Source organism: Streptomyces sp. OfavH-34-F (genome assembly GCF_022347745.1).
Lineage (GTDB): Bacteria > Actinomycetota > Actinomycetes > Streptomycetales > Streptomycetaceae > Streptomyces.
This window is the reverse complement of the sequence record NZ_JAKRGC010000133.1, coordinates 1-16,702: the sequence shown is the minus strand read 5'-3', so window position 1 is coordinate 16,702 and position 16,702 is coordinate 1. Positions and strand designations below refer to the sequence as shown.

Below are 16,702 nucleotides of genomic sequence, written 5' to 3'. Positions count from 1 at the left end.
GCCCGGTCGGCAGCCGCACCGGCGGCCCGTCCACCGCCGCCCAGCCCAGCTCCCGCTCGTACCACCCGGCCCAGCCGGTCCCCGGCCCGCCCGGAGCCTCCCCGCAGGACTCGGCGGACGACGGGGCGCGGGGCGGCGGGACGGTGAGGGCCATGACGGAACAACGCCCGGTCCGGCCCCGGAGTTACGCCCCGTGCGCGGCCGACCGCGTAGGGTGTCCGGGTTGGGGGCGTACGGGCGCGTTCAGGAGTACGAAGATGTTCGCCCGTAGCGGAGGGAACCCGCGTACGCCGCATGGACTGTCTGTAATTGCGGGTAAGACATCCCTAGTGGGGAGGGGCGACACGCACGTCATACACGTCTCACGTTCGCCATCGGCGTACTGGCGACTCGGGTATCTGTCTGGCCTGCGGGAACATCGTCTCGCACCATCGAGTTGGAGCAGTTGTCGGCGTTCGGGGCGGGTATCCGCCAGGAAGCAGGGCCGAGTGTCGGCCGTTGAAATGAGCGGTCCCCGCTTGCGGGACTAAGCTGCGGAAGGACAGGGAGGGGACCGCCCCCTTACTGCCTGACCGCTCTGAGGAGCGATTAACGATGTTCGAGAGGTTCACCGACCGCGCGCGGCGGGTTGTCGTCCTGGCTCAGGAAGAAGCCCGGATGCTCAACCACAACTACATCGGCACCGAGCACATCCTCCTGGGCCTGATCCACGAGGGTGAGGGTGTCGCCGCTAAGGCCCTGGAGAGCCTCGGGATTTCGCTCGAGGCGGTCCGCCAGCAGGTGGAGGAGATCATCGGCCAGGGCCAGCAGGCCCCGTCCGGCCACATCCCCTTCACGCCCCGAGCCAAGAAGGTCCTGGAGCTGTCGCTCCGCGAGGCCCTCCAGCTCGGCCACAACTACATCGGTACGGAGCACATCCTGCTCGGCCTGATCCGCGAGGGCGAGGGCGTCGCCGCCCAGGTCCTCGTGAAGCTCGGCGCCGACCTGAACCGGGTGCGCCAGCAGGTCATCCAGCTGCTGTCCGGGTACTCCGGCGGCAAGGAGGCGGCCACCGCCGGCGGTCCCGCCGAGGGCACGCCGTCCACGTCGCTGGTGCTCGACCAGTTCGGCCGCAACCTCACGCAGGCCGCCCGCGAATCCAAGCTCGACCCGGTCATCGGGCGCGAGAAGGAGATCGAGCGGGTCATGCAGGTGCTCTCCCGCCGTACCAAGAACAACCCGGTCCTCATCGGCGAGCCCGGCGTCGGCAAGACGGCGGTCGTCGAAGGCCTGGCGCAGGCCATCGTCAAGGGCGAGGTGCCCGAGACCCTCAAGGACAAGCACCTCTACACCCTGGACCTCGGCGCGCTGGTCGCCGGCTCCCGCTACCGCGGTGACTTCGAGGAGCGCCTGAAGAAGGTCCTCAAGGAGATCCGCACCCGCGGCGACATCATCCTGTTCATCGACGAGCTGCACACCCTGGTGGGTGCGGGCGCCGCCGAGGGCGCGATCGACGCCGCGAGCATCCTCAAGCCGATGCTGGCGCGCGGCGAGCTGCAGACCATCGGCGCCACCACGCTCGACGAGTACCGCAAGCACCTGGAGAAGGACGCCGCGCTGGAGCGCCGCTTCCAGCCCATCCAGGTCGCCGAGCCGTCGCTGCCGCACACCATCGAGATCCTCAAGGGTCTGCGCGACCGCTACGAGGCCCACCACCGCGTGTCCATCACGGACGAGGCGCTGGTCCAGGCCGCCACGCTGGCCGACCGCTACATCTCGGACCGCTTCCTGCCGGACAAGGCGATCGACCTGATCGACGAGGCCGGTTCCCGGATGCGCATCCGCCGGATGACCGCGCCGCCGGACCTCCGCGAGTTCGACGAGAAGATCGCGGGCGTCCGCCGCGACAAGGAGTCGGCCATCGACTCCCAGGACTTCGAGAAGGCAGCCTCCCTCCGCGACAAGGAGAAGCAGCTGCTGGCGGCGAAGGCCAAGCGCGAGAAGGAGTGGAAGGCCGGCGACATGGACGTCGTGGCCGAGGTCGACGGCGAGCTGATCGCCGAGGTCCTCGCCACCGCCACCGGCATCCCGGTTTTCAAGCTGACGGAGGAGGAGTCCTCCCGGCTGCTGCGCATGGAGGACGAGCTCCACAAGCGCGTCATCGGGCAGAAGGACGCCATCAAGGCGCTCTCGCAGGCCATCCGCCGTACGCGGGCCGGCCTCAAGGACCCGAAGCGCCCCGGTGGTTCGTTCATCTTCGCCGGCCCGTCCGGTGTCGGTAAGACCGAGCTGTCCAAGACGCTCGCCGAGTTCCTCTTCGGCGACGAGGACGCGCTGATCTCCCTCGACATGTCGGAGTTCAGCGAGAAGCACACGGTCTCGCGTCTCTTCGGTTCGCCCCCCGGCTACGTGGGCTACGAGGAGGGCGGGCAGCTCACCGAGAAGGTGCGCCGCAAGCCGTTCTCCGTCGTCCTGTTCGACGAGGTCGAGAAGGCCCACCCCGACATCTTCAACTCCCTGCTCCAGATCCTGGAGGACGGTCGCCTGACCGACTCCCAGGGCCGGGTCGTGGACTTCAAGAACACGGTCATCATCATGACGACCAACCTCGGGACGCGGGACATCTCCAAGGGCTTCAACCTGGGCTTCGCCGCCCAGGGCGACGTCAAGACCAACTACGAGCGGATGAAGGTCAAGGTCAACGAAGAGCTCAAGCAGCACTTCCGGCCCGAGTTCCTCAACCGTGTCGACGACACCGTCGTCTTCCACCAGCTCAGCCAGGAAGACATCATCGAGATCGTCGACCTGATGATCGCGAAGGTGGACGAGCGGCTCAAGGACCGTGACATGGGCATCGAGCTCAGCACGGACGCCAAGAAGCTGCTCGCCAGGAAGGGCTACGACCCCGTGATGGGCGCCCGGCCGCTGCGCCGGACGATCCAGCGCGAGATCGAGGACGTCCTCTCCGAGAAGATCCTCTTCGGCGAGCTGCGCCCCGGCCACATCGTGGTCGTCGGCAGCGAGGGCGAGGGCGACGACGAGAAGTTCACCTTCCGAGGCGAGGAGAAGTCGGCCCTGCCCGACGTCCCGCCGATCGAGCAGGCGGCAGGCGGCGCCGGCCCGAACATGACGAAGGAGGCGTGAGCGGCGACCGCCGCCCCGCGGGGCGGTAGGGCCCGAACGTCCGAAGAGGCGGCCCCGGACCGGTTTCGACCGGCCCGGGGCCGCTTCTTTGCTGTCTGTGCTCTCTCTTTGTTTTCGCATGCGCGACGGTGACAGCCGCGTCACAGAAGCGTTCCGGGGCCGTCCGCTACGCGCGTCGGCGCACATCCGCTCGTTAGTCTGGCCCCGCCTCGGGCGCTCTGCCCGGGGGAGGTTTTTCGTTCGCAAACGAGGACCTGCAGAGTTGAGCGGCAAGGGGGATGGGCACGCCATGGGCAGAGGCGAAGTGTCACGCAGGCGGATGATCGGGCTGGCCGGAGCCGGGCTGCTGGCGCTGGGCGCCGGGACCGCGGCCTGCGGACCGGTGGAGGAGCCGGTCGAGGGCGGCGGATCGGAGCCGGGCGGGGGCTCGGGGTCGCGGAAGCCGGGCGGCGACGCCCCCGCGCCGGGCGGGAAGCCGAAGCCGGCCTGGCAGCACGCCACCACCTTCGACGGACTGGCCTGGATAGCCGGCGTCGCCGTGGTGGACGACGTGGTCCTCGTCTCCGGCGACCCGCTGGTGGCCCGCGACCTGGCCACCGGCAAGGAGATCTGGTCCCGCGCGGAGGTGACCACCCCCGGCGCGAGCATGCTGATCGGCGGCGGCACCCTCTACCTGGCCAGCGCCCGCTACGACGGCAACGTCATCGGGCTCGACCCCCGGACCGGCAAGGACACCTGGCGCAGCCGGCTGGGCGACAAGGAGTACGCGCAGCCGCGGGTCATCGCCGCGGACGCCGACCACGTCTACGTCATCGCGGGCATCCTGGACAAGAACTTCCGGACCCCGGACAACGTGATCGCCGCCATCGCCACCGGCTCCGGCAAGGTCGTCTGGCGCGAGCAGCGCGACCACGGCACCGACCAGTACGGCGTCACCGCGCAGGCCGTCGGCAAGCGCCTCGTCTACACCGACTTCCGCGAGAACCTCACGGTCCGGGACACCGCGACCGGCCACCAGGTGTGGACGAAGAAGGTCGGCCGCACCAGCAACCGGGGCTTCGCGGTCCACGAGGGCCTGGTCATCGTGGCGATCGGCGAGCGGCTGCGCGCCTTCGACCTGGAGACGGGCACGGAGCGCTGGTCGTTCGCCACCGAGAAGTACAGCCGGTTCAACGACCCGGCCGTGCTGGACGGCGTCCTGTACGTCTCCGACACCGCCCACGGCCTGTGGGCGGCCGATCCGGCGACCGGGAAGCGCCACTGGCACAACAAGGGAAGCCTGGACGTGGCCGCCCCCTGGCAGTTCGCCAAGGTGGGCGACGTCCTCTACGGGGCCACCCAGTTCGACAAGAACGGCGGCGTCCACGCCTTCGACCCGGCCGACGGCAAGGTGCTGTGGACGTACAACGACGGCTCCGGCGACATCGACCGCTGGTATCTGGCGGCGGGCGGCCGGACCGTGGTCGGGCTGCACGCGAAGAAGGTGACCGCGCTGCCCGTGGGGTAGTGCCCGGCACCGGGTCGAAGGTCCCGAAACGGACGGCCTTCGGTCCCACCGCCGGTGACAAGGCGCACAGGCCGTTGGGGGCCTACTAGCCGCCGTAGGAGAAACGGGCCCGATGCGTCGGGGGGCTGCCGGCCCTCCGGCCTTCGGGCCCTTGGCATCCGGGACGACCGGCGCCGAAGAGCGTGATTCCGGTAACGCGGCCGGGGAATTCCCGCGGTGATCGCTACGGCTTTTGTTCGTAGATGGGGTGTTTGAGCACCGGCGGGGGTGCGGGTTACCAAGGTATGGCCAGCCCGGCACACCGCCGGGTCCAGTCATCTCCGGAGGATTTCCGCTTATGTCGAAGCGCGTTACGTTCCAGCCCCGCCGCCGCCCGTCCGTGTCCCGTGTGCGTGGCGCCGTGGTGGCGGCCGGCCTGGGGACGTCGATGGTTCTCGGTGCGGGCGCTGCGTTCGCGGCCGGCCATGCGGACGCCCCCCAGGCCCCGGTCCTGGTCAGCTCGGCCACCGCCGACTCGGTCGCCAAGCAGGCCGCCGCGCAGGGCAAGGCCGCCGAGCACACCGCCGCCAAGAAGGCGGAGGAGGCCAAGAAGAAGGCCGCGGTCGCCAAGAAGAAGGCTGCCGCGAAGAAGAAGGCCGCCGCGAAGCTTCCCTGGAAGTCCCCGGTCAAGCACTACGAGCTGAGCGCGAGCTACGGGAACGACGGCAGCCGCTGGGCGCACAAGCACTCCGGCCAGGACTTCGCGGTGCCGATCGGCACCAAGGTCGGGGCCGCCCACAGCGGCACCGTCGTCAAGGCCGGCCCGAACGGCGGCGGCGACGGCCCGGCGTACGGCAACGCCGTCGTGATCTCGCACGGCAACGGCACGTACTCGCAGTACGCGCACCTGTCCAAGATCGACGTGCACATCGGCCAGCACGTGAAGAAGGGCCAGAAGATCGCCCTGTCCGGCAACACCGGCAACTCCAGCGGCCCGCACCTGCACTTCGAGATCCGGACCACCGCGAACTACGGTTCGGCGGTCAACCCGGTCAACTTCCTGCACAAGCACGGCATCACGGTCTGATCCGGCCCTGACGCCGCCCCCCGGTCAGAGGGGGGCCTCCGGGTCATGGGCCCGGACCACCAGCTCGATGGCGACCTCGAGAGCGGCCTTCCGCTTCTCCTCGGGGTCGCCTTCGGCGTCCTGCAGGGCGAGCATCCCGGCGTGCATCGTGAACAGCGCGCTGAAGCACCGCACCTGGTCGGTGAGGGGTGCGCCCGGGTCCTTGATCAGGTCCACCAGGCCCAGGACCCGGTGCTTGATCGTCTCGCCGATGCTCAGGTCCCGTACCGTCGCCTGGTTCTCCTGCATGAAGCGGAAGAGCGGGGCCGCCTGGGCCAGCGCCGCGCTGTAGCGGCGCAGGATCTCCTTCTTCGTCTCCAGGGTGCGCGGCTGCCGCTCGCCCCAGGCGAGCAGCTCCTCCACCGGCCGGTTCAGGTCCTCGAAGATGCTGACGAGGATGTCTTCCTTCGTCTTGAAGTGGTAGTAGAGCGCCGCCTTGGTGACGTCCAGCTGCTCGGCGATCTCCCGGAGCGAGGTCTTCTCGTAGCCCTGCTCGGCGAAGAGTTCCAGGGCGACGTCCTGAATGCGCTGGCGCGTGTTGCCCCGGCGCGGCTGCGGCGTGCTGCCCATGGTGCTCTCCCAAAAACTTACTTGACGCCCGGCTAGTTACGGGTCTACCTTCCCTCAGTGTAATAACTAGCCGGGCGGCAAGTAAGGGTTCGGCGAGCGGCATGATCGGGGAGTTGGGGACGATGGCGGATCTCATCAAGACGGCCGACGGGAAGACGGACGGCCCACCGGCCGTCCCGGCGGAACCCCAGGGGCCGCCGGAGCGCAGCGTCCGGGTGGTGATCCTGGCCCTGATGATCGCCATGCTGCTGGCGATGCTGGACAACCTGATCGTCGGCACCGCGATGCCGACCATCGTCGGAGACCTCGGCGGCCTCGAACACCTCTCCTGGGTCGTCACCTCCTACACCCTGGCCACCGCCGCCTCCACCCCGATCTGGGGCAAGCTCGGCGACATGTACGGACGCAAGGGCATCTTCCTCACGTCCATCGTGATCTTCCTGATCGGCTCGGTGCTCAGCGGCATGGCCCAGGACATGGGCCAGCTCATCGGCTTCCGGGCCGTCCAGGGACTCGGCGCCGGCGGCCTGATGGTCGGCGTCATGGCGATCATCGGCGACCTCGTGCCGCCCCGCGAGCGCGGCAAGTACCAGGGCATGATGGCCGGCGTGATGGCCGTCGCCATGATCGGCGGACCGCTGGTCGGCGGCACCCTCACCGACCACCTCGGCTGGCGCTGGAGCTTCTACATCAACCTGCCGCTGGGCGCCGTCGCCCTCGTCATGATCACCACCGTGCTCCACCTCCCCGCCCGCGAGCGCACCGCCCGGAAGGTCGACTACCTCGGCGCCGCGCTGCTCACCGTCGGGATCACCGCCATCGTCCTGGTCACCACCTGGGGCGGTTCCGAGTACGCCTGGGACTCCGCGGTCATCATGGAACTGATCGCGATCGGCGTCGCCGCGCTGGCCGGCTTCCTCTTCGTCGAGACCCGGGCCGCCGAGCCGATCATCCCGCTCCACATCTTCCGCAACCGCAACTTCACGCTCATGTCCGTGGTCGGCTTCATGGCCGGGTTCGTGATGTTCGGCGCGGTGCTCTTCCTGCCGCTCTACCAGCAGTCCGTGCAGGGCGCCTCCGCGACCAACTCCGGGCTGCTGCTCCTGCCGATGCTGCTCGCCATGATGCTCGTCTCGCTCGTCGCGGGCCGGGTCACCACCAGCACCGGCCGGTACAAGGTCTTCCCGATCGTGGGCTCGATCCTCATGGTCGCCGGCCTGTTCCTGCTCGCGCAGATGGACACCGGCACGACCCGGCTGACCTCCGGCGTCTACATGGCGGTGCTCGGCGCCGGCATGGGCTTCCTGATGCAGATCACCATGCTCGTCGCGCAGAACAGCGTCGAGATGAAGGACATGGGCGTCGCCTCGTCCTCCACCACCCTCTTCCGCACCCTCGGCAGCTCGTTCGGCGTCGCCATCATGGGCGCGCTGTTCACCGGCCGGGTCCAGGACGAGATGGCCGCCCGCGGCGGCGGCGCGGCCACCGCGCACTCCGCCCAGCTGGACGCCGCCGGCCTCGCCCAGCTGCCGGCCCGGGCCCGCGAGGCGTACGAGTTCGCCGTGTCCTCCGGCACCCACATCGCGTTCCTGGTCGCCGCCGGGGCCGGCCTGATCGCGATTGCCGCCTCCCTGTTCGTCAAGGAGGTCCCGCTGCGCGGCGCCGGCCCCGAGGCCAAGGCCGCCCCGCCGGTCGCCGAGGTCTGAGCCACCGCGCGCACGAGGGCCCCCGGGACGCCCGCCCCGGGGGCCCTCGCCCTAGGGGGTGTCTGACACATCCCCGTCAGCCCCCGCGCTTCGCCCGCGTACCGTCCTCCGCCTCCGGGGAACGCTGCTCCGCGAACTGGAGCATCGGATAGCTGCCCGTGTCCGTGGGCGCGTGCTCGGGCAGCCACAGCACCGCGACCGCCCCGCCGTCGCCCGCCGCCGCGCCCTCCGGAGCCGCGTTGCGGAAGGTCAGCCTGGCCCCCAGCACCCGCGCCTGCCCGGCCGCGATGGTCAGCCCGAGACCGTGCCCGTGGCCCGCCCGGTCGGTCGCCCCGGTACGGAACCGGCTCGGCCCCTCCCGCAGCAGCGCCGCCGGGAACCCGGGCCCGTGGTCGCGGACCCGGACCACCCGGCCCTCGACCGTGACCTCCACCGGGGTCGAGCCGTGCTTCGCGGCGTTGCCCAGCAGGTTGCCCAGGATGCGTTCCAGGCGGCGCGGATCGGTGTTGACCCACGACTCGTGCACCACCCGCACCCGCACCTCCGGGTCCAGCAGCGCCACCCGGCGGCTGACGAACTCGCCGAGTGCGATCTCCTGCAGCTCGGCCCGCTCCGACGCGCTGTCGAGCCGGGCCACCTCCAGCACGTCCTCGACCAGCGTGCGCATCGCCTGCGCCCGGTCCCGCACCAGCTCCGTCGGCCGGCCCGGCGGCAGCAGCTCGGCCGCCGTCAGCAGCCCGGTCACCGGCGTCCGCAGCTCGTGCGCGATGTCCGCCGTGACCCGGCGCTCCGCCTCGATCCGCTCGTTCAGCGCGTCGGTCAGCGCGTCCACCGCACCGGCCAGCTCGTCCGTCTCGTCCCGGACGACCCCGCCGACCGCGTCCCTGACCCGGACGTCCGTGTTGCCCTGGGCCACCTTCCCGGCCGCCGTCGCCGCCTTCCGCAGCCGGCGCGAGAGCTGGCCGCCGATCAGCACGCCCAGCGCCGAACCGCCCAGGACCACCGAGACCGAACCGATGAGCAGCGCCCGGTCCAGATCGCCCATGATCGTGAGCGAGCGGTCCGCGAACCGGGTGTGCAGCGACAGCACGTTCCCGTTGCCCACCGGCACCGCCGCCCAGACGTCGGGCACGTCACCGGAGTCGTCCACGTGGGTGGCGCGGCGGTTGCGCCGGGTCTCCTCGCGCAGGCTCTGCGGCATCGTCGGATCGTTCAGCTTCGCCCCGAACCGGGGATCGGCCTTCTTCGCGCCCCGCGCCTCGTAGAGCAGCTGCGCGTACGTCAGCCGCTCCAGCTGCACCTCGCGGGCGTTCTCCAGCATCGAGACCCGGGCCGCGTTGTGCACCACCAGGCTGAGGGCGACCGCGATCAGCGCCCCGACCGCCGCGATCGCGATGCTGATCTTCCAGCGGACCCCGGTCCGCAGGGAGGGCCGCCTCATGCGCGGAGCTTGTAGCCGAAGCCGCGGACCGTCTCGATGCGGTCCTGGCCGATCTTCGTCCGCAGCCGCTGCACGTGGACGTCCACCACCCGGGTGTCCCCGCCCCAGCCGTAGTCCCAGACCCGCTCCAGGAGCTTGTCGCGGGAGAGCACCGTGCCGGGCGCCGAGGAGAACTCCAGGAGCAGCCGCATCTCGGTGGGGGTCAGCGCCACGTGCGTACCGCCCCTGCGCACCTCCATGCCCTCGGTGTCGACCTCCAGGTCCCCGAAGACCAGCAGCCCGCCCTCGGTCGCCGGCTCCGGCCCGCCGCCGGACGCGTCGCCGGAGGCGTGGCCGAAGCGGCGCAGCACGGCCCTGATCCGGGCCACCAGGACGGCCCCGTCGAACGGCTTGGTGACGTAGTCGTCGGCGCCGGCCTCCAGGCCGAGGACCACGTCGATGGAGTCGGCCCGCGCCGACAGCATGATCACGGGGACCGTCGACTCGTCCCGGATGCGGCGGCACAGGCTCACCCCGTCCAGGCCGGGGACCATCACGTCGAGCAGGGCGATGTCGGGCCGGTCGGCCCGGAAGGCCTCCAGGCCGGTCAGCCCGTCCGGTACCGCGGTGACGGCGAAGCCGACCCGTTCCAGGGCGAGCTGGGTGGCCTCGCGGATGACGTCGTCGTCCTCGACGAACAGCACATGGGTCTCGGCCATCGGAAAGCTCTCAGTTCCTCGGCGGTTCCGTGGGCTCGGGGAGGGCCTCGTCGCCCGTGCCCACGGCTCGGTTGAAGTCGTTCAGCACCCGGTCCTCCTCGCCGAACCGGCCGCCGGACCAGTGGTACGTGATCACTTCCTCGCCCGAGGGATAGGCGACCTGGTCCTTCTGCTCGTACATCTGGATCGTCACGACCAGGTCCCCCCGGTCGATGGTGCCGTAGACGGCGGGCTGCTCGACCGCGAACACGTTGTGGTACGCGCCGTCGGCGCCCGGCCGGTAGACGTAGGTGCCGACCCCGATGGAGTCGCCGCAGGTCATCACGTTCACCACGACGTCGGGGGACGGCCCGCCGGTCAGCTTCCCGTACGAGGTGTCCACCGGGTACTCGTCACCGGTGCACGGCTTCAGGTCCATCCGGACCCGGCCGCTCACCTTCGGGTCGGCCTTGAGCAGCGCCACCGCGTCCACCCGGGGCGCGGGCCGCGCCGTGACGGTGGCCGTCGTGCTGGGGGTGACCCGGGCGACCGGGTCGGTGCCCGCCGGGCCCTCGTCCCGCGTGCCCGTGCCGCCGGTGGAGCAGCTGACGGCGCACAGCCCGAAGACGGCGAGCCCGGTCAGTGCCGCACTGCTCGCCGCCCAGCGGGTCAGCCGGCGCGCCGGCCCGCCGCCGGTCGTTCCCCCACCGGTTCTGCCGGTGACCGTGCCGTCGTCACCGCTGCCTGTCAGGCCGCGCACCGCTCCCGCCCCCGCTCCTCGGCGAGCCGGGTCTCCCGGCTCGCCGCTTCCCTGTTCTCCAGCTCCTGGCGCAGCCGCGCCAGCGCACGGTGCAGCGTGCTCTTCACCGTACCGGCGGACATGCCGAGCGCAGCCGCCGTCTCCTCCGTGCTCATCTGCTCCCAGTGTCGCAGCACGACGACACTGCGCTGCTTGGGCGCCAGCACGCCCAGGATGTCCATCAGCAGGGCGCGGTCGGCGCGCTGCTCGGTGCCGTCCTCGATGCTGGCGTCGGGGAGCTGCTCGGTGGGGACCTCGTCGAGCTTGCGGGCCCGCCACCACTCGGTGCGCGTGTTGATCATGACGCGGCGCAGGTAGGCGTCGGCCAGCGACTTGTCCTCGATGCGGTCCCAGCGGCCGTAGGTGCGGGCCAGCGCGGTCTGGAGCAGGTCCTGGGCGTCCACCGGGTCCGGGACGAGCCGGCGCGCGCTGCGCAGCAGCGCCTCCTGCCGGGTCCGTACGTACTCCTCGAAGCCGAGCACCTCGCTCTGCGCCATCACAACCGCCTCCATCCCCGATAACCCCGTAGTACCGCTCGTCGTACCGCTTGTTCCGCTGTCGTCCGCTGGTCGTGCGGACCGACGTCGGTGACGCTACGGAGCTGTTGTCACGAGGCTGTGCGGAGCAGCCGTAGGCGGACGCACGGCTGTCCATCGGTTGTGTAACAGCGCGGGAGGAAGGCCGGCCGGACGCACCGACGCCGGCCCCGCCCCGGACACCGGAACGGGCCCGCCCGCCCCGTCATGATCGCGGGGCGGGCGGGCCCGTTCCAGGGCTGTGACGAAGCCGGGCGGGACCGGTTGCCGGCCTGTGACGAAGCCGGGCGCGCCGGGCCGTGCCCGCCGCGTCCGTCAGGTCAGCGGGAGCCGGTAGCGGCCGCCGGCCAGCGGCTCGACCAGGCCGTCGGCGACCAGCCCGTCCAGCGCGCGGGCCCGCTGCACCGGCTCCTCCCACACCGCGTCGAGCGCGGCCTGGGGGACCGGGCCGACCGAGTCCCGCAGGACGGCCAGCAGCCGGCCGCGCACCTGGCGGTCGGTGCCGGCGTAGGTCTGGCCCCGGCGCGGCGGCCCCTGGTGCGCGGGCTTCCCGGCGAGCCGCCAGGCGCACCGGTCGGCGATGGGGCAGCGAGAGCAGTCCTCGTTCTTCGCGGTGCAGACGAGGGCGCCCAGCTCCATCGTGGCCGCCGCCCACCGCGCCGCCCGCTCGTCGTCCTCGGGCAGCAGCTCGCGGGCCAGCCTGCGTTCGGCGGCGGTGGTCGCGTTCGGCGGGTACTGGATGCCGGTCGCGGCCCGGGCGAAGACGCGGCGGACGTTGGTGTCGAGGACGGCGTGGCGCTGCCGGTACGCGAACGAGGCCACGGCCGCCGCCGTGTACTCGCCGATGCCGGGCAGGGCGAGCAGCTGGGCGTGCTCGCTCGGTACGTCACCGCCGTGGCGTTCCGTTATCGCCTGGGCGGCCCCGTGCAGCCGCAGGGCGCGGCGCGGGTAGCCGAGCCGGCCCCAGGCGCGGACCGCCTCGCCGGGCGGCTCGGCGGCCAGGTCGGCGGGGCGCGGCCAGCGGGCCAGCCACTGCTCGTACACGGGCAGGACGCGGTTGACGGGGGTCTGCTGCAGCATGAACTCGCTCACCATCACACCCCAGGCGCCCGCCTCGGGGCGGCGCCAGGGAAGATCGCGGGCGTGCTGGTCGAACCACCCGATGACGGGGGCGTGGAGGGAGGCGGGGGTCGTCTGGGTCGCAGTCGTGGCAGTCATCGCACCTTCGATCCTGACATGGCGTTCCGGTATCCGGGTTCACGCCCCGCGAGCCGTTGCGGCAACTGGCCGATGGCCCTTTTTTCGGCGCCCGGAGACCGCCGACCGTGAGTAAACGATTCATCACACAGAGGCGTTTCACGTCCTCCCGGCGCTCGAACTGGCCCTCGCGGAATGATGATCCGCAAATCTTGTGGGTCAACGCGGCGGGTGGGGCGGGAGTTGGTCCGGATCTCTCGTACAGTTTGGGCCGTGGGATCTCTGCGCAATCCGATCGGTCCGCTCCCCTCCAGCATCTACTGGCGACGGAGGGCGGTCGCGGCGGCCCTGGTCGTCCTGGTCGCGCTGTTGATCGCATGGGCCGTCACCTCCGGTGGCGGCAAGGGGAAACCCCAGGACGACGCCAAGGCGCCCGGCTCCGGCCCCGCCGGCTCGATCACCCCAGGGCCCTCCGGGTCCGGCCCCGCGATCACCGAACAGCCCGGCGGACGCGGCGAGTCGAACGGCTCCGGCTCAAGCGGCGGTGGCGGGCAGGGCGGTTCGGACGGCGGCTCCGCCGGTACGGACGGCGGCTCGGGTGCGACCGACTCCAACGGCGGTGGCCAGGACGCCGGTTCGGGCTCCGACTCCGCCACGGGATCGGGGTCGGGCACGGGCAACGGCGTGGCGGCCGCCCGTCCGGTGCCGGCCGGCTCCTCGCTCCCCGACTGCGCGCCGGGCTCGATCAAGCTCGCCCTCAAGACCGAACTCCGCTACGCCCCCGACGAGAAGCCGGAGTTCCGGCTGTACGTCACGAACACCTCGTCCACCGCCTGCAAGGCCGACTTCGGCCCGAAGAACGCGGTGCTCACCGTCACCGAGGCCGGGGAGGACGACGAGGAGATCTGGTCGTCCGAGGACTGCCCGCGCAAGGCCGCCGCCGTGCTCCTGGAGGTGCCGGCCGGGACGACCGTCGTGCACACCGTGGAGTGGGACCGGGTCAGGAGCGCCCCCAAGTGCGCGACGCCGCCGCCGGGGAAGGCCGCGCCGGGCACGTACCTCGTGGAGGTCAAGGCGCCGGGCGAGTCGGTGGAACGCGCGTCGTTCGTCCTCGCGAAGGACTGAGCGCAGGCCCGGGGCCGCGCGCCGGACCCCGCGGCCCCGCGTGGGCCCCGGGGCCTACACGTACCGTTCGAGGATCGACGACTCCGCGAGGCGGGACAGGCCCTCGCGCACACTGCGCGCCCGCGCCTCGCCGACCCCGTCCACCGTCTGGAGGTCGTCCACGCTCGCCGCGAGCAGCTTCTGGAGCCCGCCGAAGTGCTCCACGAGCCGGTCGATGATCGCGCCGGGCAGCCGCGGCACCTTCGCCAGCAGCCGGAACCCGCGCGGCGAGACCGCCGAGTCCAGCGTCTCCGGCGAGCCGCTGTACCCCAGCGCGCGCGCCACGACCGCGAGTTCGAGCAGCTCCGTGTGGCTCAGCGAGTCCAGCTCGGTCAGCGCCTCCGCCACCGTGCGCGAACGCTTCGCGGTCGGCTCCGGCACGTAGTCGCGCACGACCAGCTCGCGCTCCGGCTCCACGCCCGCGATCAGCTCGTCCAGCTGGAGCGACAGCAGCCGGCCGTCGGTGCCCAGCTCCACCACGTACTCCGCGATCTCCGTCGCGATCCGCCGGACCATCTCCAGGCGCTGGGCGACCGCCGTCACGTCCCGGACGGTCACCAGGTCCTCGATCTCCAGTGCGGAGAGCGTCCCGGCGACCTCGTCCAGCCGCAGCTTGTACCGCTCCAGCGTGGCCAGGGCCTGGTTGGCGCGGGACAGGATCGCCGCCGACTCCTCCAGGACCCGGCGCTCCCCGTTCACGTACAGCGCGATCAGCCGCATCGACTGGGAGACCGAGACCACCGGGAAGTTGCACTGCTTGGAGACCCGGTCCGCCGTGCGGTGCCGGGTGCCGGTCTCCTCGGTGGGAATCGACGCGTCCGGGACCAGCTGCACGCCGGCCCGCAGGATCTTCGTCATGTCCTTGTCGAGGATCAGCGCCCCGTCCAGCTTGGCCAGCTCGCGCAGCCGGGTCGCGGTGAACTCCACGTCCAGCACGAAGCCGCCGGTGCACATCGACTCGACGGTCTTGTCCATGCCGAGCACGATCAGCCCGCCGGTGTTGCCGCGGAGAATGCGCTCCAGGCCGTCCCGCAGGGCCATTCCGGGCGCGACGGCGCTCAACGAGGCGCGCATCAGCGCTTCGTTGCCCGTGGTTTGGCCGGACTTTCCGGGCGATGCTGCCCGGTCGCTGGCTGCCACTGCACTCCTCCGGTCACAGGTTTGGGGTGCCCTGGGGGCCTGTCGCACGGAGCAGGCCGAATCCAATCGAAGGACCCGAGGAGTGTCCGGGACATCCCCCCGGTCCCTCGTGCCGTTCGTACGGACGGGCGAGACCAGGGCAAAGTCTACCGGCGTACGCCGTCCTCCTGCGGGGCCTGTGCGCGGGAGCGGCGCGGGAGCGCCCTGAGCGCGTCGCCCATGTCGGCCACTTCCGTCACCCGCATCCCGGCCGGAACCTTGCCCGGATCGGTCGGAACCAGCGCGTGCGTGAAGCCCAGGCGGTGCGCCTCGGCGAGCCGGCGCTGCACCCCCGTGACCCGCCTGACCTCGCCCGCGAGCCCCACCTCGCCGATCGCGACCAGGTTCTTCGGCAGCGGTGTGTCGCTCGCCGCGCTCGCCAGCGCCAGCGCGATGGCCAGGTCCGCGGCCGGCTCGGACAGCTTCACCCCGCCCACCGTCGCGCTGTAGATGTCCCGCTTGCCCAGCGAACTGATCCGGCCCCGCTGCTCCAGGACCGCGAGCATCATCGACACCCGCGAGGTCTCCAGGCCCGACGTGGTGCGCCGGGGGGAGGGGATCTGGGAGTCCACCGTCAGCGCCTGCACCTCCGCGACCAGCGGCCGCTTGCCCTCCAGCGTCACGGTCAGGCAGGTCCCCGGCACCGGCTCGTCCCGCCGGGTCAGGAACAGGCCCGACGGATCGGCGAGACCCGTGATGCCCTCGTCGTGCAGCTCGAAGCAGCCGACCTCGTCCGTCGCCCCGTACCGGTTCTTCACGCCGCGCACCAGGCGCAGCCGGGCATGGCGGTCGCCCTCGAACGAGAGCACCACGTCCACCAGGTGCTCCAGGAGCCGGGGCCCGGCGATCGCGCCCTCCTTGGTGACGTGGCCGACCAGCAGCGTGGACATACCGCGCTCCTTGGAGGCCCGGATCAGCGCCCCCGCCACCTCGCGGACCTGCGCCATCCCGCCCGGCGCGCCCTCGATCTCCGGGGAGGCCACGGTCTGCACCGAGTCCAGGATCAGCAGCGACGGCTTCACCGCGTCGAGGTGGGCGAGCACCGCCGACAGGTCGGTCTCCGCCGCGAGGTACAGGTGGTCGTCGATCGCCCGGATGCGGTCGGCCCGCATCCGGACCTGCGAGGCGGACTCCTCGCCGGTCACGTACAGCGTGCGGTGCTCGTCGCTCGCCGCCTTCGCCGCCACGTCCAGCAGCAGCGTGGACTTGCCGACGCCCGGCTCGCCCGCGAGCAGCACCACGGCCCCCGGGACCAGACCGCCGCCCAGCACCCGGTCCAGCTCGCCCACGCCGGTCGGCCGGGCGGTGGCCTGCCGGCTGTCCACCTGGCCGATGGGCAGCGCGGCGGTGGACACCCGGCCCGCGGCCGTCGTCCGCACGGCGGGGGCGCCGCCGAACTCCTCGACCGTCCCCCACGCCTGGCACTCGGGGCAGCGGCCGAGCCACTTCGCGGTGGTCCAGCCGCATTCGGTGCAGCGGTAGGACGGCCGGTCCTTCGCGGATTTCGTACGGGCAGCCATGGCGCCCACCGTATAGGCGGCCACCGACAACACCGCCCCCGAAGCCGCTCCGGCACCGCGCGCACCGGGCACCGTCGTTGTGCCCGTCGTCGTCGGCAGCGACCCGTGCGACGACTGACCACCCGCTAGGAGCAGCGCCCATGAGCACCCCCGCCCCCGACATACGCCCCGACGCCGT

Annotated in this window: 13 protein-coding genes; 5 read left to right on the top strand and 8 right to left on the bottom strand. The window is 71.7% G+C overall.

Annotated features, from left to right (window positions below):
- The first annotated feature begins 594 nt into the window (after window positions 1–594).
- The 3 genes from MHW47_RS19750 to MHW47_RS19740 all read left to right on the top strand — a co-directional run bounded on the left by MHW47_RS19750 (window position 595) and on the right by MHW47_RS19740 (window position 5,696).
- Window positions 595–3,123 carry an ATP-dependent Clp protease ATP-binding subunit gene (locus MHW47_RS19750; protein WP_239225030.1) on the top strand — a complete coding sequence of 843 codons (2,529 nt, stop codon included), beginning with the start codon at window positions 595–597 and terminating at the stop codon, window positions 3,121–3,123.
- 289 nt (window positions 3,124–3,412) lie between these two features.
- A complete protein-coding gene (locus MHW47_RS19745) occupies window positions 3,413–4,630 on the top strand; it encodes a PQQ-binding-like beta-propeller repeat protein (protein WP_239225027.1) in 1,218 nt (405 codons plus the stop codon).
- A gap of 337 nt (window positions 4,631–4,967) precedes the next feature.
- Window positions 4,968–5,696 (top strand): M23 family metallopeptidase, encoded by a 729-nt coding sequence (locus MHW47_RS19740; protein WP_239225024.1) that lies wholly within the window; start codon window positions 4,968–4,970, stop codon window positions 5,694–5,696.
- Between the two features lie 24 nt (window positions 5,697–5,720).
- Here the strand turns inward: MHW47_RS19740 and MHW47_RS19735 are convergent, their stop codons facing one another.
- The gene (locus tag MHW47_RS19735; protein ID WP_239225021.1) at window positions 5,721–6,305 is read right to left on the bottom strand and encodes a TetR/AcrR family transcriptional regulator; all 585 of its coding nucleotides are present in this window, start codon (window positions 6,303–6,305) and stop codon (window positions 5,721–5,723) included.
- A gap of 122 nt (window positions 6,306–6,427) precedes the next feature.
- Here MHW47_RS19735 and MHW47_RS19730 point away from each other — a divergent pair, with 122 nt between their 5' ends.
- Window positions 6,428–8,011, top strand: coding sequence for an MDR family MFS transporter (locus MHW47_RS19730; RefSeq protein ID WP_239225018.1), 1,584 nt, complete (start codon window positions 6,428–6,430; stop codon window positions 8,009–8,011).
- Window positions 8,012–8,087: 76 nt separating this feature from the next.
- Here the strand turns inward: MHW47_RS19730 and cseC are convergent, their stop codons facing one another.
- From cseC to MHW47_RS19705, 5 genes are all read right to left on the bottom strand, one after another.
- Complete coding sequence (gene cseC, locus MHW47_RS19725) at window positions 8,088–9,452, bottom strand: two-component system sensor histidine kinase CseC (RefSeq protein WP_239225017.1); 1,365 nt, start codon at window positions 9,450–9,452, stop codon at window positions 8,088–8,090.
- On the bottom strand, window positions 9,449–10,150 hold the full coding sequence (gene cseB, locus MHW47_RS19720) for a two-component system response regulator CseB (RefSeq protein WP_239225015.1): 702 nt from the start codon (window positions 10,148–10,150) through the stop codon (window positions 9,449–9,451). The genes cseC and cseB overlap by 4 nt, the downstream gene beginning before the upstream one ends.
- Before the next feature lie 10 nt (window positions 10,151–10,160).
- The gene (locus tag MHW47_RS19715; RefSeq protein WP_239225013.1) at window positions 10,161–10,889 is read right to left on the bottom strand and encodes a hypothetical protein; all 729 of its coding nucleotides are present in this window, start codon (window positions 10,887–10,889) and stop codon (window positions 10,161–10,163) included.
- Window positions 10,877–11,425, bottom strand: a complete 549-nt coding sequence (locus tag MHW47_RS19710) for a SigE family RNA polymerase sigma factor (RefSeq protein ID WP_239225010.1) — start codon at window positions 11,423–11,425, stop codon at window positions 10,877–10,879. Before MHW47_RS19710 ends, MHW47_RS19715 begins: the two co-directional genes overlap by 13 nt.
- A 354-nt stretch (window positions 11,426–11,779) precedes the next feature.
- Window positions 11,780–12,682 (bottom strand): A/G-specific adenine glycosylase, encoded by a 903-nt coding sequence (locus MHW47_RS19705; RefSeq protein WP_239225008.1) that lies wholly within the window; start codon window positions 12,680–12,682, stop codon window positions 11,780–11,782.
- A 252-nt stretch (window positions 12,683–12,934) separates the two neighbouring features.
- Between MHW47_RS19705 and MHW47_RS19700 the strand changes: the two genes are divergently transcribed.
- A complete protein-coding gene (locus MHW47_RS19700) occupies window positions 12,935–13,786 on the top strand; it encodes a hypothetical protein (protein ID WP_239225006.1) in 852 nt (283 codons plus the stop codon).
- 54 nt (window positions 13,787–13,840) lie between these two features.
- On the opposite strand, the gene disA is transcribed toward MHW47_RS19700, so the two are convergent.
- A complete protein-coding gene (disA, locus tag MHW47_RS19695; protein ID WP_111330132.1) occupies window positions 13,841–14,965 on the bottom strand; it encodes a DNA integrity scanning diadenylate cyclase DisA in 1,125 nt (374 codons plus the stop codon).
- A gap of 146 nt (window positions 14,966–15,111) precedes the next feature.
- Entirely contained in the window at window positions 15,112–16,524 is a 1,413-nt protein-coding gene (radA, locus tag MHW47_RS19690; RefSeq protein ID WP_239225005.1) for a DNA repair protein RadA, read from the bottom strand.
- Window positions 16,525–16,702: the final 178 nt, after the last annotated feature.

Bases quoted from the DNA above. Each gene is read 5' to 3' on its own strand.
- MHW47_RS19740 (WP_239225024.1), top strand. From the start codon at position 4,968: ATGTCGAAGCGCGTTACGTTCCAGCCCCGCCGCCGCCCGTCCGTGTCC.
- MHW47_RS19750 (WP_239225030.1), top strand. From the start codon at position 595: ATGTTCGAGAGGTTCACCGACCGCGCGCGGCGGGTTGTCGTCCTGGCT.
- MHW47_RS19730 (WP_239225018.1), top strand. From the start codon at position 6,428: ATGGCGGATCTCATCAAGACGGCCGACGGGAAGACGGACGGCCCACCG.
- radA (WP_239225005.1), bottom strand. From the start codon at position 16,524: ATGGCTGCCCGTACGAAATCCGCGAAGGACCGGCCGTCCTACCGCTGC.
- MHW47_RS19710 (WP_239225010.1), bottom strand. From the start codon at position 11,425: ATGGCGCAGAGCGAGGTGCTCGGCTTCGAGGAGTACGTACGGACCCGG.
- MHW47_RS19745 (WP_239225027.1), top strand. From the start codon at position 3,413: ATGGGCAGAGGCGAAGTGTCACGCAGGCGGATGATCGGGCTGGCCGGA.
- cseB (WP_239225015.1), bottom strand. From the start codon at position 10,150: ATGGCCGAGACCCATGTGCTGTTCGTCGAGGACGACGACGTCATCCGC.
- MHW47_RS19735 (WP_239225021.1), bottom strand. From the start codon at position 6,305: ATGGGCAGCACGCCGCAGCCGCGCCGGGGCAACACGCGCCAGCGCATT.
- MHW47_RS19705 (WP_239225008.1), bottom strand. From the start codon at position 12,682: ATGACTGCCACGACTGCGACCCAGACGACCCCCGCCTCCCTCCACGCC.
- cseC (WP_239225017.1), bottom strand. From the start codon at position 9,452: ATGAGGCGGCCCTCCCTGCGGACCGGGGTCCGCTGGAAGATCAGCATC.